At 59.4% G+C, this 22,505-nt stretch carries 22 protein-coding genes; 12 read left to right on the forward strand and 10 right to left on the reverse strand.

The window, feature by feature from the left end; all coding sequences use genetic code 11:
• Positions 1-8: 8 nt before the first annotated feature.
• Both ruvB and maf read right to left on the reverse strand, forming a co-directional pair.
• Positions 9-1,028: a Holliday junction branch migration DNA helicase RuvB gene (gene ruvB, locus GC165_05850; GenBank protein MBI1332383.1), complete on the reverse strand. Its 1,020-nt coding sequence runs from the start codon at positions 1,026-1,028 to the stop codon at positions 9-11.
• 56 nt (positions 1,029-1,084) lie between these two features.
• The gene (gene maf / locus GC165_05855) at positions 1,085-1,639 is read right to left on the reverse strand and encodes a septum formation protein Maf (GenBank protein ID MBI1332384.1); all 555 of its coding nucleotides are present in this window, start codon (positions 1,637-1,639) and stop codon (positions 1,085-1,087) included.
• 62 nt (positions 1,640-1,701) lie between these two features.
• On the opposite strand from maf, the gene GC165_05860 reads away from it, so the two are divergent.
• On the forward strand, positions 1,702-2,037 hold the full coding sequence (locus GC165_05860) for a competence protein TfoX (protein MBI1332385.1): 336 nt from the start codon (positions 1,702-1,704) through the stop codon (positions 2,035-2,037).
• A gap of 6 nt (positions 2,038-2,043) precedes the next feature.
• On the opposite strand, the gene GC165_05865 is transcribed toward GC165_05860, so the two are convergent.
• Positions 2,044-2,709 carry a hypothetical protein gene (locus tag GC165_05865; GenBank protein ID MBI1332386.1) on the reverse strand — a complete coding sequence of 222 codons (666 nt, stop codon included), beginning with the start codon at positions 2,707-2,709 and terminating at the stop codon, positions 2,044-2,046.
• 86 nt (positions 2,710-2,795) lie between these two features.
• On the opposite strand from GC165_05865, the gene GC165_05870 reads away from it, so the two are divergent.
• From GC165_05870 to GC165_05880, 3 genes are read left to right on the forward strand one after another with little or no spacing between them, the layout of a single operon-like run.
• Positions 2,796-3,539, forward strand: a complete 744-nt coding sequence (locus GC165_05870; GenBank protein MBI1332387.1) for a hypothetical protein — start codon at positions 2,796-2,798, stop codon at positions 3,537-3,539.
• Positions 3,540-4,292 (forward strand): hypothetical protein, encoded by a 753-nt coding sequence (locus GC165_05875; protein MBI1332388.1) that lies wholly within the window; start codon positions 3,540-3,542, stop codon positions 4,290-4,292.
• Positions 4,293-4,853, forward strand: coding sequence for a LemA family protein (locus GC165_05880; protein ID MBI1332389.1), 561 nt, complete (start codon positions 4,293-4,295; stop codon positions 4,851-4,853). It abuts the gene before it with no gap.
• A 53-nt stretch (positions 4,854-4,906) separates the two neighbouring features.
• On the opposite strand, the gene GC165_05885 is transcribed toward GC165_05880, so the two are convergent.
• The gene (locus GC165_05885; protein ID MBI1332390.1) at positions 4,907-5,350 is read right to left on the reverse strand and encodes an Hsp20 family protein; all 444 of its coding nucleotides are present in this window, start codon (positions 5,348-5,350) and stop codon (positions 4,907-4,909) included.
• Between the two features lie 132 nt (positions 5,351-5,482).
• Between GC165_05885 and GC165_05890 the strand changes: the two genes are divergently transcribed.
• From GC165_05890 to GC165_05900, 3 genes are read left to right on the forward strand one after another with little or no spacing between them, the layout of a single operon-like run.
• Positions 5,483-5,911 carry a MarR family transcriptional regulator gene (locus GC165_05890; GenBank protein MBI1332391.1) on the forward strand — a complete coding sequence of 143 codons (429 nt, stop codon included), beginning with the start codon at positions 5,483-5,485 and terminating at the stop codon, positions 5,909-5,911.
• Positions 5,908-7,170 (forward strand): MFS transporter, encoded by a 1,263-nt coding sequence (locus GC165_05895; GenBank protein ID MBI1332392.1) that lies wholly within the window; start codon positions 5,908-5,910, stop codon positions 7,168-7,170. Before GC165_05890 ends, GC165_05895 begins: the two co-directional genes overlap by 4 nt.
• A 36-nt stretch (positions 7,171-7,206) precedes the next feature.
• Positions 7,207-8,460, forward strand: coding sequence for an MFS transporter (locus GC165_05900; GenBank protein MBI1332393.1), 1,254 nt, complete (start codon positions 7,207-7,209; stop codon positions 8,458-8,460).
• A 292-nt stretch (positions 8,461-8,752) separates the two neighbouring features.
• Here the strand turns inward: GC165_05900 and GC165_05905 are convergent, their stop codons facing one another.
• Genes GC165_05905 through GC165_05915 form a run of 3 tightly spaced genes read right to left on the reverse strand, consistent with a single transcriptional unit; the run spans position 8,753 to position 13,059 of the window.
• Entirely contained in the window at positions 8,753-9,574 is an 822-nt protein-coding gene (locus tag GC165_05905; protein ID MBI1332394.1) for a hypothetical protein, read from the reverse strand.
• Positions 9,575-11,380, reverse strand: a complete 1,806-nt coding sequence (locus tag GC165_05910) for a bifunctional homocysteine S-methyltransferase/methylenetetrahydrofolate reductase (GenBank protein MBI1332395.1) — start codon at positions 11,378-11,380, stop codon at positions 9,575-9,577.
• Positions 11,381-11,433: 53 nt separating this feature from the next.
• A complete protein-coding gene (locus tag GC165_05915) occupies positions 11,434-13,059 on the reverse strand; it encodes a DUF885 family protein (GenBank protein ID MBI1332396.1) in 1,626 nt (541 codons plus the stop codon).
• Positions 13,060-13,772: 713 nt separating this feature from the next.
• On the opposite strand from GC165_05915, the gene GC165_05920 reads away from it, so the two are divergent.
• Positions 13,773-15,014 (forward strand): hypothetical protein, encoded by a 1,242-nt coding sequence (locus tag GC165_05920; protein MBI1332397.1) that lies wholly within the window; start codon positions 13,773-13,775, stop codon positions 15,012-15,014.
• A 56-nt stretch (positions 15,015-15,070) separates the two neighbouring features.
• Here the strand turns inward: GC165_05920 and GC165_05925 are convergent, their stop codons facing one another.
• Complete coding sequence (locus GC165_05925; protein ID MBI1332398.1) at positions 15,071-15,529, reverse strand: hypothetical protein; 459 nt, start codon at positions 15,527-15,529, stop codon at positions 15,071-15,073.
• A gap of 41 nt (positions 15,530-15,570) precedes the next feature.
• On the opposite strand from GC165_05925, the gene GC165_05930 reads away from it, so the two are divergent.
• The 4 genes from GC165_05930 to GC165_05945 all read left to right on the forward strand — a co-directional run bounded on the left by GC165_05930 (position 15,571) and on the right by GC165_05945 (position 19,075).
• Positions 15,571-16,137 (forward strand): HD domain-containing protein, encoded by a 567-nt coding sequence (locus GC165_05930; protein MBI1332399.1) that lies wholly within the window; start codon positions 15,571-15,573, stop codon positions 16,135-16,137.
• On the forward strand, positions 16,134-17,327 hold the full coding sequence (locus GC165_05935) for a hypothetical protein (protein ID MBI1332400.1): 1,194 nt from the start codon (positions 16,134-16,136) through the stop codon (positions 17,325-17,327). Before GC165_05930 ends, GC165_05935 begins: the two co-directional genes overlap by 4 nt.
• Positions 17,328-17,697: 370 nt before the next feature.
• Positions 17,698-18,222, forward strand: coding sequence for a dihydrofolate reductase (locus GC165_05940; GenBank protein ID MBI1332401.1), 525 nt, complete (start codon positions 17,698-17,700; stop codon positions 18,220-18,222).
• A gap of 37 nt (positions 18,223-18,259) precedes the next feature.
• Positions 18,260-19,075, forward strand: a complete 816-nt coding sequence (locus GC165_05945; GenBank protein ID MBI1332402.1) for a hypothetical protein — start codon at positions 18,260-18,262, stop codon at positions 19,073-19,075.
• Between the two features lie 262 nt (positions 19,076-19,337).
• On the opposite strand, the gene purH is transcribed toward GC165_05945, so the two are convergent.
• Together purH and GC165_05955 are read right to left on the reverse strand one after the other, a co-directional pair.
• Positions 19,338-20,882, reverse strand: coding sequence for a bifunctional phosphoribosylaminoimidazolecarboxamide formyltransferase/IMP cyclohydrolase (gene purH, locus GC165_05950; GenBank protein MBI1332403.1), 1,545 nt, complete (start codon positions 20,880-20,882; stop codon positions 19,338-19,340).
• The gene (locus tag GC165_05955; protein MBI1332404.1) at positions 20,879-22,483 is read right to left on the reverse strand and encodes a hypothetical protein; all 1,605 of its coding nucleotides are present in this window, start codon (positions 22,481-22,483) and stop codon (positions 20,879-20,881) included. The genes purH and GC165_05955 overlap by 4 nt, the downstream gene beginning before the upstream one ends.
• Positions 22,484-22,505 lie beyond the last annotated feature (22 nt).

The following is a 22,505-nucleotide window of genomic DNA, read 5'->3' on the forward strand; positions in this document are numbered from 1 at the left end:
GAGAATGCCTACGACGAAAATAGACTTCCTCCTTGGTCGGGAGGTGTCATTTCAAGATGTTTATAGGCAAAATCTGTTACACATCGACCGCGCGGCGTTCGTTGAAGCAAGCCGATTTGCAGGAGGTACGGCTCGTACACGTCCTCGATGGTTTGGCTGTCTTCACCGGTGCTGGCGGCGATGGTGTCGATGCCGACCGGTCCGCCCTTGTGGCGTTCGATGATCATCCGTAGAAGGGTTCGATCGACGCGGTCGAGGCCGAGATGGTCGATCTCCAACGCGCGGGCCGCCTTCTCCACGATCGGCTTGTGGATCTCGCTGTGGTTCTCCACTTGGGCAAAATCGCGCACGCGACGCAGGAGTCGGTTGGCGATTCGGGGCGTGCCACGGCTCCGACGGGCGATCTCCTCGGCGCCGTCCGAGGCGATGTTGTAGCCGAGGATGTTGGCAGAGCGGCGTACGATTTCGAAAAGCGCCCCTTCTTCGTAGTAGCGGAAGTGGCTGATGATGCCGAAGCGGTCGCGCAAGGGGCCCGTCAGCAGGCCCTGGCGGGTGGTCGCGCCGACGACGGTGAAGGCCGGAACCTCCATGCGGACGGATCGGGCGGCTGGGCCCTGGCCGATCATGATGTCGACCTTTCGATCCTCCATCGCGGGATACAGGTACTCCTCAACGGTGCGGCTGAGACGATGGATTTCGTCGATGAAAAGGATCGCGCCTTCTTCCAGGTTGGTGAGGATGCCGACGAGGTCGCCGGATCGCTCGATGGCGGGGCCACTGGTGACGTGGATCGGCGCTCCCATCTCGTTGGCCACGATGTGGGCGAGGGTGGTTTTGCCCAGGCCTGGCGGGCCGTACAGAAGCAGATGGTCCATCGGCTCCTCGCGCTGGCGGGCCGCCTCGATGAACACGCGCAGGTTCTCCTTCAGTTGGTCTTGGCCGATGAACTCGCGCAGAAACCGCGGACGAAGCGACAGCTCGTCCCCGTCGCCGGGAAGCTGGTTGGGGTCTAGCGCGTCGTTTCGCATCGGTTGGTAGATTTTAGTCTACCAAGTCGGGTTGGGGCAATGGGTGAAGGACGCCATCAGGCCCTCACCTGATTGAGTAGCTCCCGTGTGAGGTCGAGCGGGAGGCCGACGACATTGTCGAACGGACCATCGAGCGACTTCACCAGAAAGCTCCCCATGCCCTGCGCGCCGTAGGCTCCCGCCTTATCCATCGGCTCGCCAGTGTCCACATAGTTCTCGATCTCTTGGTCCGAGACGTCGTTGAACGAGACATGAGTGACGCAGTGCGAGACGACGCTTTGGCGCGGCGTGAGCACGGCGACACCAGTGATGACCTGGTGGGTGCGGCCACGTAGCGTCTGAAGAATGCGGATGGCGTCGGTGCGGTCCCTAGGTTTGGCGTATTGGCGGCCATCGAGGGCGACCACGGTGTCACAGCCGATAATGACTGGGTTTTCGTACGTTTTGGGAATCGCATTCGCCTTCTCGAAAGCGAGTGTTTCGGCGGTTTGGATGGGATCGTCGGTGGTCAGCGCATCCTCGTCAATGTCGGTCGGGACGATAAGAAAGTCCTCGACGACCTGCTTAAGGAGTTGGTGGCGACGGGGCGACGCGCTGGCGAGGATGACCATGCGAGGGATAGTTTACATTTTGAAGTGAGCGAATCCGAATTCACCAAGGTCTAAAATGGGGCATGACGATTCACGAAGCGGCCGAACTTCTAAGCGACGCACCCGAGCTGACTCATCGGGCGATGTTTGGCGGATACGGCTTGTACACCAGGGGAAGAATGTTCGCCATCATGGACGAAGGCGTCGTGTACCTGAAGGGCGATTCGGTGTCGATTCCGATCTATGAAGAGGCGGGCGGCCAACAGTTCAGCTACCTCTCGAAGGATGGTCCGATGCAGATGAAGTATTGGAGCTTTCGCGACAACGAAGCCCTTTTGGCGCATCTGCAGGACGCGCTTGACACTGCCGCCCGCGCCCCGGCGCCAAAGCCGAAAAAGCCCAAGGTCAAGAAGGCTTAGCCCCGACTAGGCGAAGAGGCTAGCCCGATCGGGATGGAGGACGAGAAATTCCTCCGGCTTTCGGCCCCGCCGCGCGATCTCCTCGAATAGACCCTGCTGATAATGCTCCTTCGAAAACGCGCGCTCCTCTGCGTTCAAAAAGCCTAGGGTGAGGAAGACGATTCGGCGTCCATCGGAAAGATCGAGCACCGGAAAGCCCTGCGGCAGAATCATCGGCGGCCAAAGAACCGCCACCGAAAGGTCGGTGCCCGGAAACGGCTCGGCTGGATCGTCGCCGATCGTATGACCACCCCACAGCCAGGTTTCGTGGCGATGCGGCATTCGGGCAAGCTTGACTAGCGTGGCGATGGGCCAGCTTGCGGGTTGACCAAACTCAGCGAACAACTCGACCGGCATCTGGAGGACGAGCTCGGCGTAGCGATACTTCTCGGGGTCTTGTACCTGCGATGGCACGTTCATCGGCTTCTCAGCCATGCCGGTGGTCACAAACGTGACGAGGTTCGAAACCGGATCGGGGCCAAAGCGATAAATGTCGATATGGACAAACTCGGAGATGTTCTCGTGCAGGACCTCGACGCACGGTCCAAAGAACCGCTGGCAGTGGTTAGCGACCTCTTCGATGAGCACGAGGTCGCCGTCAGGTTCAGGCAGGAGGTCAGGCAATTCGTCCATCGGTGATGATAAGCATATCTTGTTTGGTGGACGCGCGGCCTGCAACCCAAGTAACCTAGGGTTCGTTCCTTGTAGAGGTTGGCGCAATGCAGATAGTCATCTTCGTGCTCTTCGTGGTCATGGTGATCGTTGGACTGATCTTCGCCAACCAGCAACAGAAGAAACGCTACGCGGCCCTACAAGAGCTTTGCAACCGCATGGGCCTGACCTTTATTGAGGGCGGTATACCGCTCCCTAATTCGATGGGCCTTGGCGGGCTCTTCGGACTTTCGACTCCCCCTCCGCAGATGGGCATCCAGGCTGGGTTTGCCACCTTCTTTCCTCTGTTTGGGCATGGCTCGGCACGGCGGATCGAACCAGCAATGGTCGGCCAGGACCGCGACGGCAACTACTGGTTCTTGTTTGACTATCGGTATACGGTTTCAAACGGAAAAAGCTCCACGACTTACCGTTTCAGCGTGGTCGTGGCCCAAGTGCCGCTCATGCTCCCCACGATGTCGCTTGCACCGGAAAACGTCGGCTACTCGATCGGTAAGTTCCTCGGCATGCGGGAGATGCAGGTCGAATCGGAGGAGTTCAATAAGCGGTATTTCATCAAGACCACCGACGAAAAGATGACGCTGGACCTGCTGAATCCCATCGCGATCGAGACGCTCCTGCGGCAACCGGCGTACGAGTGGCAAATGGCGGGACCGTACGTGATGCTCCACCTGTCGGGTCAGATCCAGCCGGAGCTGTACGAAGGATTGACGGTCTGCATCCGCGAGTTCTTGGCTCAGGTTCCGGCCTTCTACAAGCAGGACCATGGAGCTTTTGGAGCGCCAAACTAGGTGGGAAACCAGGACTTCGGCATTTACATAGGCGTCGGATTCTTCTTTCTCTTTGGGCTCATCGTGCTTCTGGTTATAGACGCGGCACGACGCCAAAACCTGAGAGAGCAAGACCTGATGGCCCTCGCGACTCGCCGCGGTCTCACCTATCTGCCCAACGGAATGCAATTGAAGTCAGATACGCGCGGTTGGTTTCGATCGCGAAAGGAAGATGCCCCTATCGCTGAATTTTCTGACTTCTTTCCTTTGTTCAAAACGGGAAGCTCGCCGCGTATCCCACGGGCTCTGGTTGGCAAAGACGAGCAAGGCACTTATTGGTACCTTTGTGACTTTTCCTACGACGAGCACACCACCACGACCGACAATCGAAGCGATACGCGCACCTTCTGGTATAGCGTCGTCGTGGGCATGGTGCCGATGCAACTGCCCACCATGCATCTGCGCCCCGAGACCGGCATGGACCGATTTGGCAAAATGCTCGGCAACCGTGAGATGGAAGTTGAATCCGAAGAGTTCAATCGACGGTATTTCATAAAGACATCCGATGAAAGAATGTCGCTTGACCTGCTTCATCCGACCGCGATCGAAACCCTGCTCCGCCAGCCGGCGCTGGAGTGGCAGATGAATGGCCCGTTCGCCATGCTCTACCTATTGGGGCACATCTCAGCCGACGACTATGAAGGTTTGATGGGTTGTCTCAAGCAATTCTTGGATAAGATTCCTGAATACTATCGTCAGGACCACGGTTACTAAATGGAAATTGCCATCATCATCGTCTTTGTGCTGATCGTGCTCCTCATTGGAGTACCGATCTCGATCTCGAACAACATCGTTCGGCTGGATCGCCTGTGCGACGAGGCCTGGTCGGGTATCGACGTGGCGCTGAAGCGGCGGCACGACCTGATTCCCAACCTCGTCGAGTGCGTAAAAGGCTATATGAAGCAGGAGCAGACGGTCCTCAGCCAAGTCATCGCGCTCCGCAATGAGGCTGTTCACGCCCACGGCCCACAGGGCGTATTGGCCGCCGAGCGAGCGCTGGTGCCCGCCCTCTCAGGTCTATTTGCGCGGGTGGAGGCGTACCCCGACCTCAAGTCGTCGGCGAACTTCCTCCAACTTCAGCAGGAATTGGTGAACACCGAAGACCGAATCGCGGCGGCGCGGCGGTTCTACAACAACAATGTGCGTGCCTTCAATGTCTCCATCGAGACGTTCCCGGGGTCGATGTTTCGCGGCGGACGACCCGAGCGGGAATTCTTCGAGGTCGAAGAATCCGGCGTGCGTGCTCCCGTGAACGTCGTCTTTACAAATAACTAAAAGAGCCCGGCCCCTTTTGGGGGTCCGGGCCTTTGCGCATTAACAGGAGGAGATTAATTCTCCGTCTGAACGGGGATTCGGAGGGCCTTGGGCTTCTCCTCTTCCACCTTCGGGATCGTGATGGTCACGAAGCCGTTCTTGAAATTGGCTGAGACGGCGTCCTGGTTGAGCTGAGGCGAAAGGCGGATCGAGCGGCTGAACGAACCATAGGTGTTTTCGCGTCGGAAGACCTTGGCGTTCTCGCTGATCTCCTCGGTTTTGTGCTCGCCCTTGATGGTGAGGACGTTGTTTTCGATGGTGATCTCCAGCTCTTCGGGATTGATTCCGGTGACGGCGGCCTTAATGGTGACCTTGCCTTCGTCCTCGATCACGTCGAGCGGAATGCTCAGCAAGTTCGATTGGGTGTTGACCTGCGGTGCACCGCTCATCAACCGGCTGAAGAGGTCGTCGAAATGTCGAATGTCGTCGAGGGATCGAAATGGGATCAGTGTGTTCATGGTTTTCTCCAACTGTTTACATGTGATACATACGCCAACATATTTCTTGAGCGTTTCACTATCAAGTAAAAATTTCTATTTATGAAGGAAAACTGTACAGTTTGCCTTCATAGTTGCGTAGTATCTGGTTATATGGACAGCGAACAGCTCAATTCGGCGATCGATGATCTGGCTTCGGGCATCGGGGTTTTGGTTCGACGCATGCGGCGGGCGAGCAGTTCGCACGAACTTTCACTGACCCAGCGAGCGGTGCTAGGTCGGCTGGCGCGGCACGGACCGATGACTACCTCCGATCTAGCTCGGGCCGAGGGCATGAAGCCGCAGTCGATGGGCGCGACGGTCGCAAACTTGGAAGAGACGGGACTGGTGTCCCGCATTCCGCACCCAACCGATGGCCGCCAAATGAACATCATCGCCACCGAGAGGGGCATGCAGGTCAACGACCAGATGCGCCGCGAGCGGCGAACGTGGCTCCTGGAGGCGGTCTCCGACCTCACCGAGCCGGAGCGCGAAATCCTGTTCGAAGCGGCAGGCATCATCAAGCGCTTGGGGGCGCAATGATCCGCACCGAATCGGTTTCCCACGCGTGGCGCGCGCTCAACCACCGCAACTTCAAGCTGTACTTCTTCGGCCAGAGCATCTCCGTCATCGGAACCTGGATGACGCGGCTGGCCACCACATGGCTGGTGTACCGGTTAACGCATTCGGCCCTGTTGCTAGGCGTCGTCAGCTTTTCGGGCCAGATCGTGGCATTCCTTTTGGGACCGTTCGCCGGGGTTATCGTCGAGCGGCTGGAGCGTCGACGCATGCTCATTTGGACGCAGGCGCTGGCCGCGATTCAGTCCCTCGCGCTCGCCGCGCTGGCCCTCACCAACGTGATTACGCTGGGGGAAGTCATCGCCCTTTCGGCCTTTCAGGGGCTTATCAACGCGTTCGACATGCCGGGGCGGCAGTCGTTTTTGGTCCACATGCTGGATGACCGTAAGGACCTCGGCAACGCCATCGCCATCAACTCGTCGATGGTGAACGGCGCTCGACTGGTGGGTCCGGCCATCGCGGGATTGGTGGTTGGTGCGGTGGGCGAAGGATGGTGCTTCTTCATCGATGGCATTAGCTACATCGCGGTCATCTGGTCGCTGTGGGCGATGCAGGTTCGGCCGGTGCAGACGCTGGAGGCGACCAACAAAATCGCCGTTCAGATGCGCGAAGGCTGGAACTACGTGCGGACGTTCACGCCCATCCGCACGATCCTGACGCTCTTCGCGCTGGTCAGCTTCATGGGCTTTCCGTATGCGGTGCTGATGCCGGTTTTCGCCAAGGACATTTTCCATGGCGGTGCGACCACCCTCGGCTGGCTGATGGCGGCTACTGGTGTCGGAGCGTTGATCTCGGCACTCTCGCTCACCTTGCGCAAGTCGGTCGTCGGCCTCACGCGCATGCTCCAAGTAGCGGCGGTATCGCTGGGATGCGGGCTGATCCTCTTCGGCCTTTCGAATTCCTTCTGGCTGTCGGTGGTGATTCTGGTTTTCGTCGGCTTCGGGCTGATGCAAAGCTCGGCGGCGAGCAACACCATCATCCAATCGGTGGTGAGCGAGGATAAGCGGGCACGGGTGATGAGCTACTATACCATGGCGTTCTTTGGGTCGGCCCCGCTCGGAAGCCTGCTGGCGGGCGCGATGGCGCACTGGCTGGGGGCACCGCACACCGTGATGATCACCGGGGCGTGCACTCTCCTGGGCGCGCTGTGGTTCACGCTTCAACTTCCGAAGATTCGCCCGATCATGGCGGCGCGGTATCGCGAATTGGGAATTATGTCGTAGCGCGGTCGGCTTCGAACCGCTATAATTGCCCCAACAATGCAAGCGGTTCGATCGACGATGATCACCAAACGGCAGGGAACGGCCTTCGTCGCAGCATGGCTGGGATGGGCGTTCGACGGCCTCGACGGATTCTTGTACGGATTGGTGGCCTTACCTTTCGTAGCCGAGCTTTTGGGCAAAGGACCGAAGGACCCCGAAACACTCTCCAAAGCGGCAATCATTCAGGCCGTTTTTCTGGTGGGATGGGCGCTCGGCGGAGCTGTCTTCGGCCGCATCGGCGACATCATTGGCCGGACCAAGACCCTCAATCTGACGATCCTCACCTACGCTTGCTTTACCGGCCTGGCCGCGATCTCCGGCGCGTGGTGGCACCTGATGATCTTCCGCTTTGTCGCCGCGCTCGGCATCGGCGGCGAGTGGGCGGCCGGTTCCGCGCTGGCAACCGAAACTCTGCCGAAGCGTTACCACCACTGGGGCAGCGCGATCCTGCAGAGCGGCTACATGGCGGGCATGATCATGGCGTCGTTCACGGCCAAGTGGATGAAAGACTTTGATCCGCGGTGGGTGTTCGTCGTGGGCGTGATACCCGCCTTTGTGACGCTATGGATTCGCAAAGCGATCCCCGAACCCGACGAGTGGAAAGGCGCCAAAGAGCGCGAGGCCGCGCCGCCAATTTCCGCTCTGTTCAGCCGTCAGGTCTTGCCGACCACGCTCAAGGTTCTGACGATGTCCTCGATCACGCTGTGCGGGGCTTGGACGATCCTTTACTACGGCGCTCAGCTCATCCGCGCCCATCCCGATAACGCCCATTTGACCCCCGCTCAGCTTACGGATTTGGTTTCCACCATGACCATTACGTACACGCTGTGGAACGTGGGGGGAAACTTTGCCGCGGCGGCGCTGACGAAATATCTGGGTTACCGGAAGGGCTTTACCATCCTGCTGACCGGTGCGCTGATCGCCTTTGTGCTTGGCTTTGGTGTGCCTCGATCATCGGACGAGTCGCGAGTTTGGATCACGGCCGCGGCGTTCTTCGGGCTTGGCGTTTTTGGGGCGTTCCCCCTCTATTTCCCCGCCCTCTTTCCGACCCTTCTGCGCACAACCGGGGCGGGCTTCTGCTACAACACGGGCCGGATCATCACCGCCGCGTCGACGATCTTCGCGGCGCAGTTCAAAGACGCCCGGCTGGCGTTCTACTACGTCGGCTTTGCGTACGTGATCGTAATCCTGCTCGCGTTCACCATGCCGGAGGTCCGCGAAGAGCCCCTCGCGGCGGGCGGCGAACCGTGAGGGATGCTCCTGCGCTTACCTCCAATGTTCGCTTCGCGTTGCTCGCTTACCGACCCCCTAGCGTGGCTAGCCGGCCTGTTCAGAGACCCGAGCTAACCATTTGAGCAGGCAATTGGGGCTGGTCATTTATGAGGCCCACCGGCACCTGGCGACAGCCCATTTCCTCTCCTTCTAGGAGATGACGCTGCCGCGACGGAGAATCTTGTCGTTGGACCCCGCCGAGCATCGCGAGGGAAATGTAGCGAAGCGGAATCGGGGGCAACAGGTGAGGTAGGGATCGCGACAAACGAAATCAAACGCCTTCGAGCGTCAAAATCGCAACCTGTGGCGGACACAGGAATCGCGAAGGAGGGCCCGTGGTCCCCACGCCGCGCGTCACGAATAGCGGCGTCGAGGCGTCGGGATAGAATCCATCCCGGTACCGATCACCATTGGCCGACGTCATCGGTGTTAGGTTGCCCGGGAATCGGAACTGGCCGCCGTGCGAGTGCCCGCTGAGTTGGAGAATCGCCTGGCCGGTCGGAAGCATATCTACCAGATCTGGCTCATGCCAAAGCACGATCGTCGGGTCGTCGGTCGCGTTCGAAAACGCCTTGGCCACGTTGGCGTGGCCCTCATTAAAGCTGTCGATGCCAGTCCAGCAGATGCCCTTGTGTACCCACGACTCGTTGCGAAGAAGCTTGATATTCAGTTCGTCGAGGATGATCCGCAGAATCTCGGGCGATCCGGCGCGGTAATCGTGGTTACCAGGGATAGCCACCACGCTCCCGTCCATGATGAGCAGGGACTCCAGCGCGTCGCCCAATAACCACGGCGATTCGACCTTCCAATACGACACGAAATCGCCGACCAAACACACCATGTCGGGGTCCTGGTCGAGGGCCATGTCAATGGCCCGCTGAGCCGTCTCCAGCGAGTACTTGTTACCCACGTGGAAGTCGCCCAGCACCGCGATGCGGAAGCCGTCGAGCCGATCCGGCAGACCCTTCACCGGGATCGAAAGCCGCTCCAGCACCAGCCGTTTGGACTCCACCAGCGCGCCATAAACCAGCATCGCGCCGCCGAGGGCCGATAGCCCGAACGCACCGACCGTCAACAAATCCTTATTTCGCATCTATTTCACTGCCTCCATGACACTTGCCGCGATGCCCGCATTCCCAAACGGCGGCATCAGATAGATGCCTTGCGAGAGCTTTTTGATCTCCGCGCTGAGCTTTTGCGCCTGCTCGATTCCGATCGCCAGCGCCGTCGCGTCGTCAGGGGCGTTCGCCATCATTGCGCGCAAATCCTCGGGGATCGTGACCCCCGGGACTTCATTGTGCATGAATTCCGTGTGCCGAGCCGATCGCAGAGGCAGAACGCCCAGCAGAAGCGGCACGCCCAACGAGCGGCAGACTTCCGCTGTCCGCTCCGCCGCGCCAAGGTCGAAGACCGGCTGAGTGTACACGATCTGCGCCCCCGCTTCCACCTTCCGCTTTAGGCGATCATCCTCTAATTCTTGGTCCATCGCGCCAGGATTGTAGGCGCAGCAGATGGTGAACGCGCACCGCATGCCAACCGAGTACCCCGCGAGGTCGAGCCCTTCGTTGAAACGGCTCATGATGCGACACAGGCCGATGGCGTCGATGTCGAAGACGCTGGTCGCGCTCGGGTAGTCGCCGATGTTGGCCGGATCACCGGTGACGGAAAGGATGTTGCGGATGCCCAGGGCGTGGGCGCCCAATAGGTCGCTCTGCACCGCCAGCAGGTTGCGGTCGCGACAACTGAAGTGCATGGTGACCTCGATGCCGCTCTGCGTTTGGATGAGGTTGCTGACCGCCGCCGGATTCATGCGCAGACGAGCGCGGGCACCGTCCGAAATGTTGATGACGTCGCACCCCATGTCGCGCAAGGTCTTGGCTCCATCGAGGAGCTTCTGGATGCGCAAGCCACGCGGAACGTCCATCTCGACCGCGATCACAAATTTCTGGCCGATCTTCTGCGAAAGCTGACTCGGTTCGGCCTGGGGAAGGTCCTCTTTCTCCTTCGCGCTGCGCGTCATGATCGTGCGGACCTTGGGCTTCACGCCCTGGTCGATCATTTTGCGCATGGCGCGGATGTGGTCGGGCGAGGTTCCACAGCAACCGCCAACGACCCGCGCGCCCTCCTCGATCAGACGCATCGTCGCCTTGGCAAAGTATTCCGGCGAGGTATCGTAGGTGATTTCGCCTTTGACCAGTTGGGGTAGGCCGGGAGTTGGGAATGCGATGATCGGCAGATCGGTCTCTTCGGCCATCATCCGCACCAGGTCCAGCATGCGCTGGGGACCGACGATGCAGTTCGCGCCGAGGGCCGTCACCCCGAGGTCCGACATTTCGCCCGCGCGGCGGCCAGGCAAGCCTTCGGCCAGCATTTCGCCGTCCTCGATGAACGCCTTGCTGACCAGGATCGGGAGGTCGCTGACGCTCCGCACTGCCTTCACCGCGATGGCGATCTCTTCGATATCCACGAAGGTCTCCAGGAAGAAGCCATCGACTCCGCCCGCGACAAGGCCCTGCGCCGCCTCGACAAACGAAGCGAATGCGGCTTCCTGGGAAATCTGTCCGAATGGGGCCAGCGGCTTTCCGCACGGACCCATCGCGCCGAGGACGAATTTGCCCTCCGGGCACACGCTACGGGCCAGTACCGCTCCGGCCAAATTCAGATCGTGGACGCTGACGCCAAAGCCTTCCAGCTTAAAGTGATTCGAGCAAAACGTGTTGGTCTCGACGAAGTCGCTCCCCGCATCGAAGTATTCGCGGTGGGCGGCTCGAACGAGCTCTGGGGCTTCGAGATTCGCGAGGTCGTACGGCTGCTTTTTGTAGCCGCGATCCGCGAGTAGGGTTCCGTTTGCACCATCGCCAAGGAGCACGCCGTTTGCTAGTGCATCTGCCAAACTCACCCGTAGAGGGTACCTTTTTGGCCCGCTACGGGTTCGCTAGACGTGCTCTAGGTCTACGGCACTCCAGGGTAGAACCGCCATGTCGCCTTGAAGTCGGGCGTCAATTTCTGACCCGACATCAGCGCACGAAGAATCTCGATCGGCATCTCGTTTTCCTGCAAGAACTGGTCGTGGAACTGCTTCTCGGTCATCTTTCCGGCTTCGACCATCTCCTTGCGCAGAGCTCGAATCTGGAGCGCACCCAGCATGTACGCGGCCTGGTACAAAGGCGGATAGCTGCCGTTGAACGACCGGCGCACCTCGCCTTCGGCCGTCGAGCGCTCGTGCCCGACCTTTTCCACCAGGTAGTCCACGCACTGCTGAGGCGTCATCTGACCCATGTGGAACTTCAACGAGAAGACGATGCGCGCGCACCGGTGCATGCGCCAGAACAGCGCTCCCACCCGGTCTTCGGGCGTCGCCGTAAAGCCTCGATCCCACAGGACCATCTCCCAATACAGCGCCCAACCTTCGATCCAAAACGGCGTGTCGAAAAGCTGTCGGTAAGGTCGGTACCGCGCGTTCATGAACTGCTGGAGGTGGTGGCCCGGAATCAGTTCGTGGAACACCGTTGCCCTCGCGAAGTGTTTGTTGTTGCCGCGCATGCTCATCAGCTTGGCGTCGTAGTCCATCGTGTTCGTCGGGAACGAAACCATGATGGTGTCGCCACCGAGGAAGAATGGGCTGACCTTCTGCCGCTCGGGGCTCATCATGACCATCCGCCAGGTTTCTTCGGCCAGCGGCGGCACCGTCACGAGATCGTATTTCTTGACGTAGTCGATGGCCTCCAGGGCGAGGTCGCGGATGAATTCGGGCTGTTCGCCGGGGGCAACGTGATCGTTCTTAACCTTCTCTAGCGCCTTCTTCCAGTCGTCGCCAAAGCCCATCTCGCGCGAGGCCTTTTTCATCTCGGTTTCGCACCAGGCGAACTCCTTCTCGGCGATGTCGAGCAGTTCCTGTGGCGAGTAGGCGATCAGCTCGGCCTGCAGTTCGTCCTTCAGCCCCTGCACGCCGATTGGCGAGCCGATGATGGTGTCAGTGTCGTCGCCCTTGATGCCCACCAGCTTCTCCTTGGCGAACGGAATATAGTCCTCCAGCGCCTTGTGCGCGCTCTCGTACGGCTTCTGCACCCACCACGAGAACATCGGGTCGTAACCGTTATAGAACTTGAACCACTCTTCGAGGTGCCGCTTCAGGTCGTCCAAGATGTTCGCACCCCGATAAGCGTCGGTTTTGTCCATCTTTAGACCCTTTTCTATCTCTTTTCGAGAGTCCTTGATGGCGTCCTCCAGCTTCTTCATCGCCGCCGCGCAGGCTTCGGGGTCGATGGGCTTCATCTGCTGGCGTGCTTCGCAAAGGTCGATGATAAGGCCGCTGAACGGACGCATCTTCTCGCTGGCGGCGTCCAGACGGGCGTCGATGCTGAGGCGTCGTTGGGAGCTTTCCAGTTCGTGCTTGAGGAGCAGATAATCGATCTGCGATTCGCGGTCGAGGCCGTCGAAATTGACCGTCTTGAGGTCGGTCAATTGGGACTTGTAGTAGGTCTCAAACCGGGCGACGCGGTTGGGCGAACTGTTGATGTTGTAGAAACGCCGGAGGCCGTCGAGGTCCTCAGAAACAGACTGGATTCGGTGTTGCATGACGCTTTCTTGAGCCTGCGCCCCGGCGACCAAGAGGCATAAGGCGATGCTGGCGAGACTCCGCATGAGGGAGAGTATACGCGTTGGGGGTTTCTTGAGAGCTTTCTGCCTTTAGCCTTCAGCTTTTGTGCGCGAAATGTTCCTTCTCTTGTTTTAGTGGAACCACTGGTAAATTCTAGCCTCGCCTTGCTTTGTCCCTGCTTCTCGGACTTCGGCGGACAAGCAGATGTCTTTACCAGTGCAACTGTAGGTTCTGATCTTAGAGCCCCAACGGGGCGATCAAAGTTAGCCCGGCCCGCAAGGGCTGGGTACCAAGACGCCGCATAAAGGCGGTCTGAAGGACCGCGCCAATAAGACTTTCTCTCCCTCCATGCCTGCCCCCTTACTCTCTCAGTGAGGAAGGGAACGAAGGAGACGGACAGACCGTCCAAGCTCGCGATGAACGACCCCATCGGGGTCGCAGATGGTAGCCAGGTGGTCGGAGCGTCCAGGAGGGAGCGCAGACCCCTGGATAGCCCCGCAACAGCAACAATCCGAGGAGTGGAGCGACCCGGCGCTTAGCGCCGCCATTTATCCTGACCACCAGATCAAATCCAGGTCTTCACAACCTGTCCTAAGCACTCTGCACCATCGATCCCCCCACCCAAACGAAATTCAAATCTTCATTCTCGACAATGGGGCCAGCGAGCTTCGGTTCGCCTTAGGAGAAGCGAATGACAAATCGCAAAAAAACTGTCGCAACGGGATCCGTCGCGGCCCTTGGCCTGTTCCTCCTCGGAGCATGCGGAGGTTCATCGTCGGATCCCACTTTTACTATCGTCACCTTGCCCGACGATCCCGAGGGGCGGTCCTACACGCTAGGCGAACCCCTCCACGGACTCTCGAGCGCGGACCTCGTCGCCTTCAACGACGGGCTCAACACGTTCGCCGAGACCGAGGACAAAGAAGACGGCCTGGGGCCGGTCTTCAACGGAGAATCGTGTGGGCAGTGCCACATTCGTGGGGCCCTGGGTGGGGCCGGAACCGACCTTCAGCTCACGCGGGAGACTCGGATCGGCGGAATGCGGAACGGGAAATATAGCGACCTCGAGGACGTCGGTGGACCGGTGATTCAAGCCCGGTCGCTGAAAGAGTTCGATGCTAGCTACCGCTTCCCGGGGGAGGTGGTCCCGCCGGGGACGCAATTTGTCTCTCGCCGCATCACCACGCCCACGTTCGGTGACGGCCTCATCGAGGCGATCCCGGACGACGCCATTCTCGCCCGGACGCACATGAAGCTCCCGGACGGCGTGGCGGGTGTGGCCAACATGGAGATGGATCCCATCACCAATCGGCTCCGGGTGGGACGTTTCGGGTGGAAGAGCCAGCATGCGACATTGGATGTCTTCGCCGCCGATGCGTATCTGAACGAAATGGGGATCACCACACCTCTGTTTCCGACCGAGAACCCCCCGCAGGGGCATCCGCTCCAGCCTGGCGACGACGTGGCTGCCGATCCCGAGGACACCGAGGACGTGGCGAAATTCGCAGCGTTCATGCGGTTCCTCGCGCCGCCGGCTCGCTCGCCGCTGACCCAAAAGGGCAAACAAGGCGAGATTCTGTTCAGCAAGTTCGGTTGTGCCAACTGCCACGTGCCGTCGATGACGACCGGGCCGAACGCCAACCCTGCGCTGGACCATAAGCCCGCCAACTTGTATTCCGACCTGCTGGTGCACCACATGGGCGGTCAGCTAGCGGACGGGGTGGTGCAGGGCCAGGCCAAGGGAGACATGTTCCGGACCGCGCCCCTTTGGGGGCTGTCGAAGCGGCTGTTCTTCCTACACGACGGACGCGCGAATACGTTCGACGCGGCCATCACCGGCCACGGCGGCGAAGGGGAGGCGGCCAAACAGCGCTACGTCCGAGCCAAGCCACAGGAGCGCGATCAACTGATCGAGTTCCTCGGTTCGCTGTAGCCGATCGTCAGGGAGGGGATGCCCCTGCGACTCGTTCGCAGGGGCCTTTTTCAGGCCTAGATGCGCTCGGCGCCGCCCGCCGAAAAACCGTAGCCGATGAAGTCGGTTTCGGGGAAATCCTCGTCGCCGCGAGCCCGTCGCAGGCCCCGCAGTTCGCCCCGGTGGTAGGTGCCGTGGTTGATGGCGTGTTGGACGATCCACGAGATAACTGCGCGGGCACCCTCGCCGGTGGTGCGCCGAAACTCGATGGACGATTGCAGGTCGATGGTCTCCAGCAGGCCAAGCCACTTGGCGTTGATCGTTTCCATCGTTTCGACCGTCAAGTCCGGCTTGGGAATCGCGGTCGGCGACTCGCCCGCCAGACGCATGGCCCAGATCAACTGGGACCCGAGGATGTGCTGGAGCAGGCTTCGATCCGGCTCGCCCGCGCCGGTGCGATCCAGGCAGTCCAGCCACTGCTTATTCGCCCACAGGTCGTACTCAAACCCACGTTTAAAGATATCTTTGTCGGTCACGAACTGTACTACGCGGGCGGCGCGGCTAAAATCAACGAGAGATGCCCACTCGCCAAGACGCCCTCGATTTGGTTCGCGAACACACGAAAAGCGACTCGCTCGTCCGCCACATGCTGGCGGTAGAGACCTGCATGCGCTGGTACGCCGAGCGCTTGGGTGAAGACGTCGAAACGTGGGGTCTGGCTGGCCTTCTGCACGATTTCGACTACGAAGCCCACCCGGACGAGCATCCGCGTTGGGGCATGGCGCTGTTGCCTGGCTTGGGCTATTCGGACGAGATCGTGCGGGCAGTGGCTGCCCACGCGCCGGAGCGAACCGGTGTGGAACCGGAATCGACGATGGAGCGCTATCTGTTTGCCTGCGACGAGCTGAGCGGGTTCATCACGGCGGTGACCTACGTTCGACCCAGCAAGTCGGTTCATGACGTCGAGGTCAAGAGCGTCAAGAAGAAGCTGAAGGAGCCGTCGTTTGCCGCAGGTGTCAACCGCGATGACGTCTCGCGTGGGGTTGAACTGATCGGCGTGGAGCTTGACGAGCATATCGGCAACATGATCCAAGCGATGCGCGGCAATGCGGAGGAATTGGGGCTCCAAGGCGTGCCTGGGTGATCATTGAGTTCCTCCTTTTCGCCCTAGCCTTCATCATCCTATCGACGCTGGCCGATCTGGTGATGGCGCAAATTCGTATCCCCTACTGGAAGCGCCGGATCGCGGAGTTGGGTATCCCCGAGGACCCCAGCGAGTTCGTCGAAAAGTTCTATCCAGAAGGCGAGATTTCGGCCGACGTTGAGGCGGTCGGCGACGCGCTCGCTTCGATCTTTCCCATCGAAAGCGACGTTACGCTGACCGTTCCTCAACTCGAAGCCTGCATCAGTTACATTCTCACGCTGCCGGTAGGACCGATCGTGCCGCCGAAGTATATTGGCAGTGCCGACGAAACCCTAGTTGACTTGATGAGGCCCTGCTTGTCCTTTGCCAAATCAGCCGAAAAACTGGTCCAAAGTGGGGCCGTGCAGGGGGACTCAATAATGCAGTGCCTACTGGCGCTTCAACGCCTCCTCGATGTTTACCGAGAGACGCCGTTTGCTTTTGCACGCATCGTCGAATACCGAACCCTGCTGGCCTATGGGCGAATATTTGCGGTTGGCATTCAACGCACCGATTTCCGAGATGAGGGCTTCTCCGAAACGTTGGTCTGGCTGAGCGACGTGAAGTGGGATTGGTATCTGGAACGGATGGTCCTCAGCGAGATCAGCCTGAGTTACTACTATTCAGGTCAAAAGCTAGCAAAGGATAGCTATGAACGGGGGATGTTGGCTCTGGCAAAGTCCCGCCGAACTCGCCTCATGCGGCTCTCCTCTTGGGTTCGCTACCACATGCCATGGACCGTGCCCGTCTACGTAGCCGCGTACCTCGAGAAATTCTTTAAGACGCTTGAAGTCGCCCGTCGCGGCGGATACCATGTAACCTTCAAAGAAGTTACAAGAGCTTTTAACCGAACCAGGAACCCCTTTAGCCTCTTTACGCCGTTGATCAATGAGCGTCGGTCCCGCGAGATAATATTTCGTAGTTTCGAAATGCACAAGTCCCGCCGCGACTTCTACTTGTGGCTCCGCGAGACGCTCGAGGCCCTCAACACCTGCCTACCCGAAGAAATCGACCGCAGTTCTGAATTCAGTTGCATCCTTGTCCGCCGCGAAGGCGGCCTCATCCGGTCCCAATTCACATTCCTCAGCCACATCGCTGGGCCAGTTCAAATCGAAGCATCGTGGCCCGTCGAGTCCCCGCCGATCGTCTAGCGTCCCCAATCTTTAGTACAAAGTATCTCGTACAAACGGAAAACCCGATCTGCGGAAGCCGTTCTTGTATTCGTACAATCTCCCCAGAGACCCGGAGCTTCAACGGAGAAGCCCCCCACTTAATTCTCTCGCGAAGTCTTCGAGTGTCTCTTATTTTTCTTCGGCCGAAGTGGGGTTTTTGGAGCGGTATCCTAATCCACGTGGAGAAGGCGAGGGGTTCGAGTCCGTGGCCGTGGATCACATTCGTGCTCCTGGTACTCTCGATCATCGTTTTTTGGGTGCTTCCCAACCGGCGGCCCGCTTCCGAAATTCATCTTAACTATCGCACCACGCAAAACGCCCCCGCGGCTAATGGTCCCTGAGGTAAGTTATTTCCGTGCTCACCACGCTTTTCATCGCAACGAGTCTCGACGGCTATATTGCGGGGCCCGATGACGATGTTTCTTGGCTGTTCACCGACGCCGACTACGGGTTCGATGAGTTCTATACAACCATCGACACCCTCATCATGGGGCGCGGAACCTACGACGTGGTGCGCAAGCTGGGCCGATGGCCGTACCACGGCAAGCGGACCATGGTCGTGACCCGAAGCGAAAAGCTGGACATTACCACTCCAGATACCGCCTACTTCAACGGCTCTCTGCCCGACCTGGAAAAGCTCCTCAAGGAGCAGGGTGTTCGCAACTCGTGGCTGGTGGGGGGCGGCGAGTTGGTGGCGGGCTACCTCAACGCGCACCTGGTGGAGCAGGTCGTGGTGTCGGTGCATCCAGTCCTGCTGGGACACGGCGTTCCGCTGTTCCCGACCGAGATTCCGCGCACGCGCCTGGAACTTATCAACGCCGAAGCCTACGATAGCGGCCTTGTTCAGTTAAAGTATAAGATAAAGCGGAAGTAGCCTCTCCGACGGCGCGCCTTCCGCAAGAGTGGACAGGATGGTCTTTCGCGCGACCAAATGGTACAAGGACCCCAATTTTCAAGGGTTCATGTTCTGTGGCGTTGCGTGCATCTTGCTGATTCCTTTCCGTGCGGCGCAACTGGCAAGGGACCAAATCATTATCTTCACCATTTTCGGAATTTGGGCCGTTTTCGCCGCGCTTTGTTCCATTCGCGAGATTGAAGTCACGCCCGAGGTTCTGCGAATTCGCCGTTGGCCAAAGGGCCTCGAGTTGACCAAGAACGACATAAAACAGCTTCAGATCGAAGTTGCAGGCAACCATTCACGCATTAGTGTGGCGACGTCCGAAGGGATTCAACTCAAGATAGCGCTGGTTACCTTCGAACATCCCGATTCAGTGATTCAATCGTTGCATGAATGGGTAACTTTCGAGCCTAAATTTGGCATCTATGGCGGGAAGAGAAACAGGATTGGACTATGGCCCTTTGTCGTCTTCAGCCTTTGTATTTTGATCGCCGGTTACGGGCAACCGGATTGGCCGTTTGTCACATTAGGGGTTTACCTCGGTTTCCTTATTAGCTCGCTAGCATCTGATCGCGGAGGTATCAAGGCGGACGTCGAACCAACTGGCCTTACGTTTCGCGCCAAAGGGATTTCATATTCGGTCCGTTGGGACGAACTGAGTCAGGTCAAGCTTTTGTCCACCTGGGGAATACAAAAGATCGAGACCGCCACGATCTCGGAGGGAGACCGCACGTGGCGCCTACGACAGTTCGGAAACTACCTCGACTTGCGCGACACCATCCTCGCCAACGTCCCCGCCGGCATCGTGGTCGATAACCGACAGATTTGATCGCCTTTTGAAGGCATCCTTACCTCACCTGTTGCCATGCTCCCTTGTCGCGGCAACGTCCTCTCCTGAGAGGAGAGGAATTTGGTTTTCGTCATCCTCGGGTGGCCCGTATAGTCGAAGGCTAAAGAATAGTCCTGCGTCATCAGTTTGGAGTTGGCAGAGCTGTTTCCAAGTACTGCGCGACAAGTGACCAAGCCTACCAGCCACGCTATCCCGCGGAGGGGATCCCCCTTTCTGCTAACTGCCGACTGCCGACTGAATCCTAGTGATTAAAGTGCCGAACGCCCGTCAGGCACATCGCGATCCCCAGATCATTCGCTTTCGCAATCACATCCGCATCCTTCTTGCTTCCGCCCGGCTGAACGATCGCCGCGATGCCATGCTCCGACGCCGTCTCGATCGAATCCGGGAAAGGGAAAAACGCGTCGCTCGCCAACACTGCGCCCTTCACCAAGTCGCCCGCCTGAGCGATGGCCAACCGCACCGACTGTACGCGGTTCATCTGCCCCGCGCCGACACCCAGCAGGCGCGAGTCGTTGCCCACCACGATGGCGTTCGACTTCACATGCTGGACGATCGCCCACTGCAGGCGAAGCGCCCGCATCTGCGCCTCGGTCGGCTTCAGTTCGGTCGCGACCGTCCACTCAAAGCCGGGATCCTCGTCCGAGTGCTGGATCACCGCTCCGCCGCGGATGCCCTTCAGCGCCAGATACGACGCCTTGGCCGGCAGAGTCGCCTTCAGCAAACGCACGTCCTGACCCCATCCCGAGCGGCCCTTAAACACCTCCAACGCGTCGTCGTCGAAGCCCTCGGCAATGACGATCTCCAGGAAGTTGCCTTTTTCGGTCATCGCTTCCGCCGCCGCCTTATCGACCACGCCGTTGAACGCCGCGATGCCGCCAAATGCGCTGATCGGATCGGACTCCCGCGCCAGCCGGTAGCTGTCGGCGAACGACCCCGACACCGCCGCCCCACACGGGTTCGCGTGCTTGATGATCGCGCAGGAGGTCGGCGGCATATCGCCCACCAATTCCCATGCGCCAGTCGCGTCGGTGATGTTGTTGTACGAAAGCTCCTTGCCCCAAAGCTGGTGCGCTTGCGGCAGCCCGACGCCGTTCATCGAGTTCGAGTACAGCGCGCCGGTCTGGTGCGGATTTTCGCCATAGCGGAAGCCCTGGACCTTGCGGAACCCAAACGAGATTGTCTCCGCCGCCAGGGGGTCGCCCTCAAACTTCTGTGTCAGGTAGTTGGAAATCGCTGAATCGTAGTAGGCCGTGTGCCGAAAAGCTTTGGCTGCCAGCTTGGGTCGGAGCCCGGCCATGCCGTCCGAATCCAAAGCCGAAAGCACCGCGCCGTAGTCGCCCGGATCGACCACGATCGCCACCGAGTCATGGTTCTTCGCCGCCGCGCGGATCATGGTCGGACCGCCAATGTCGATCGACTCGATAGCCTCCTCCAACGTGTGCGGTTTGGCTACCGTTTCCTCAAACCGGTACAGGTTCACCACCACCATGGCGATCGGCTCGATCCCTGCGCCTTTCATCGCCTCTGCGTGGGCCGGATTGCCCGGGATGCCGAGGATGCCGCCGTGGACCTTCGGGTGCAGAGTCTTCACGCGCCCGTCGAGCATTTCGGGAAAGCCGGTGACCTCGCTCACGTCCTTCACCGCCAGCCCCGCATCGCGCAGAGCCTTGGCCGTTCCACCCGTCGAAATCAGCTCGAAGCCGCGCTTGGAAAGCTCGGTTGCAAAGTCGACGATGCCGGATTTATCGGTGACGGAGAGAAGGGCGCGCGGGGAAGAACTCACCCAGTTGTTGTACCCCTGGTGGCGCCTGTCGCGCCGCCCCCGCCATCGGTCGGCGGACCCACGCCGCCGTCGGGCGGAGTGTCGGGTTGCTTCAACTTCACCTGAATCGTCTTCGAGATCGATTTTCCGTTGCTGTCGTAGGCCGTAATCTTAAAGTCCGTGTCGCCCACAACCTGAATTTCCTGGCTACCAACCGTCTGCAAAACGTACGGATTCTTCGCGTTGGTATAGGTCAGCTCGACCCGAATCGCATTGGTCACTTGCCATGAAAGGTTGACGGTGCCGCCCGGAGGATCGACTTCGGTTTGGTCGGTGTCAAACTTCACGATCTTCGCCAAACAGGCGTCCACGACTGTGACCTTGAACGACTTCTTGACCACCTTGCCCGCCGAGTTGTAAGCGGCGACCTCGAACAGGTTTTCGCCGACATCGGACGGATCGACCAAAATCGAGTTGAGATTTAGGTTCAAATCCGTGTTTTGCGGCGACAGCACAGCGCGCGTTACCCCATCGCCAAACTTGTAGGTGAGCGTGAATTTTTCGCCCTTGTTCAGCGTGGTCTTCGACGGCTTCAGATCCACGATGGTGGGATCGGGGATCACCGGCGCGGTCTCCACATTGATATCCAGCGTCGCGGTATCGCTCTGGCGGTTATCACGATAGGCGATCGCTTGAATCTTGAGCGTTCCCACTAGCGAGGTAGGAATATCTTCCTGCCCTTCGGGGCCCAAATTGTCCTTAAACACCTCGCCGCCCGCCATCAGCTTCACCGACGTCGCGTTCTCCGCCGCCCAATGCACCGAAACCGGCATCCCGCTGAACACCTTGTGCAGGCCGCCCACCATCGAAAGGTGGACTACCGGCTTCTTCGGCTGGGTGTACCAAAACACCGCGATGACGATCGCCAGCACGGCGATGATCGACGAACTGAGCGGCGTGAAGAACGGGCGGATTTCAAGCTGGGCCTGGGCCGACGCAACCACGCTCGGCACCGTCAGGCTTCGGCCCGTGACGGCAAAGCCGATCAGGCGCGTGGAGCCGAACGGAGAGCCTTTCTTGGGGTTGACGATGAAGTCGACATCCTTTTGCTGACCTGGCGCCAGCACGATCTGCTCGTCGTCGAACTCAAAAGCGCAAACCTCCTCCGGGTCGTCCGCCGTGAGCTGAATCATGTGCTCCGAGTTACCCATGTTCGTCAGCGACACAGTGAAAACGTTCTGTCGCTTCGTCGGCGTCACAAACCCCTTTTTCGGGTTGATCTCCATCGTGAGGCTGTGGTACGGCTTGATGGTGAGCACACCCTGCGCCGATCGCGTGTCGCCATTGGTCAACGACCGAACTCGGGCGATGAAAGGGAAGTTCCCCGCCGAACTTTCACTGGTGCGCGGCGGCTTAAAAAAGATTTTGACTGCCTGTTTCTCGCCGACTTTCAGTTCGACGACCGGCACGGGAATTGCGATCCATTCGCCATCGATTCCCTCAATTCCAACTTCAATCTGGTCGTCGACATCTCCGTTGTTCTCGACCTCGATCGTAAGGGGAGCGGTGGCTCCGGGCTCGACAACAACCATGTCCGTGGAAATATTTGATTGAAGAGCCATCCAAGTAATAATAGCAGTTTCG

Source organism: Armatimonadota bacterium (genome assembly GCA_016125185.1).
Taxonomy (GTDB): Bacteria; Armatimonadota; Fimbriimonadia; order Fimbriimonadales; family Fimbriimonadaceae; genus Fimbriimonas.

Excerpts from the sequence above, each read along its gene's own strand:
- ruvB (MBI1332383.1), bottom strand. The coding sequence starts at position 1,028 with ATGCGAAACGACGCGCTAGACCCCAACCAGCTTCCCGGCGACGGGGAC.
- maf (MBI1332384.1), bottom strand. The coding sequence starts at position 1,639 with ATGGTCATCCTCGCCAGCGCGTCGCCCCGTCGCCACCAACTCCTTAAG.
- GC165_05860 (MBI1332385.1), top strand. The coding sequence starts at position 1,702 with ATGACGATTCACGAAGCGGCCGAACTTCTAAGCGACGCACCCGAGCTG.
- GC165_05865 (MBI1332386.1), bottom strand. The coding sequence starts at position 2,709 with ATGGACGAATTGCCTGACCTCCTGCCTGAACCTGACGGCGACCTCGTG.
- GC165_05870 (MBI1332387.1), top strand. The coding sequence starts at position 2,796 with ATGCAGATAGTCATCTTCGTGCTCTTCGTGGTCATGGTGATCGTTGGA.
- GC165_05880 (MBI1332389.1), top strand. The coding sequence starts at position 4,293 with ATGGAAATTGCCATCATCATCGTCTTTGTGCTGATCGTGCTCCTCATT.
- GC165_05885 (MBI1332390.1), bottom strand. The coding sequence starts at position 5,350 with ATGAACACACTGATCCCATTTCGATCCCTCGACGACATTCGACATTTC.
- GC165_05890 (MBI1332391.1), top strand. The coding sequence starts at position 5,483 with ATGGACAGCGAACAGCTCAATTCGGCGATCGATGATCTGGCTTCGGGC.
- GC165_05895 (MBI1332392.1), top strand. The coding sequence starts at position 5,908 with ATGATCCGCACCGAATCGGTTTCCCACGCGTGGCGCGCGCTCAACCAC.
- GC165_05900 (MBI1332393.1), top strand. The coding sequence starts at position 7,207 with ATGCAAGCGGTTCGATCGACGATGATCACCAAACGGCAGGGAACGGCC.
- GC165_05905 (MBI1332394.1), bottom strand. The coding sequence starts at position 9,574 with ATGCGAAATAAGGATTTGTTGACGGTCGGTGCGTTCGGGCTATCGGCC.
- GC165_05915 (MBI1332396.1), bottom strand. The coding sequence starts at position 13,059 with ATGCAACACCGAATCCAGTCTGTTTCTGAGGACCTCGACGGCCTCCGG.
- GC165_05920 (MBI1332397.1), top strand. The coding sequence starts at position 13,773 with ATGACAAATCGCAAAAAAACTGTCGCAACGGGATCCGTCGCGGCCCTT.
- GC165_05930 (MBI1332399.1), top strand. The coding sequence starts at position 15,571 with ATGCCCACTCGCCAAGACGCCCTCGATTTGGTTCGCGAACACACGAAA.
- GC165_05945 (MBI1332402.1), top strand. The coding sequence starts at position 18,260 with ATGGTCTTTCGCGCGACCAAATGGTACAAGGACCCCAATTTTCAAGGG.
- GC165_05955 (MBI1332404.1), bottom strand. The coding sequence starts at position 22,483 with ATGGCTCTTCAATCAAATATTTCCACGGACATGGTTGTTGTCGAGCCC.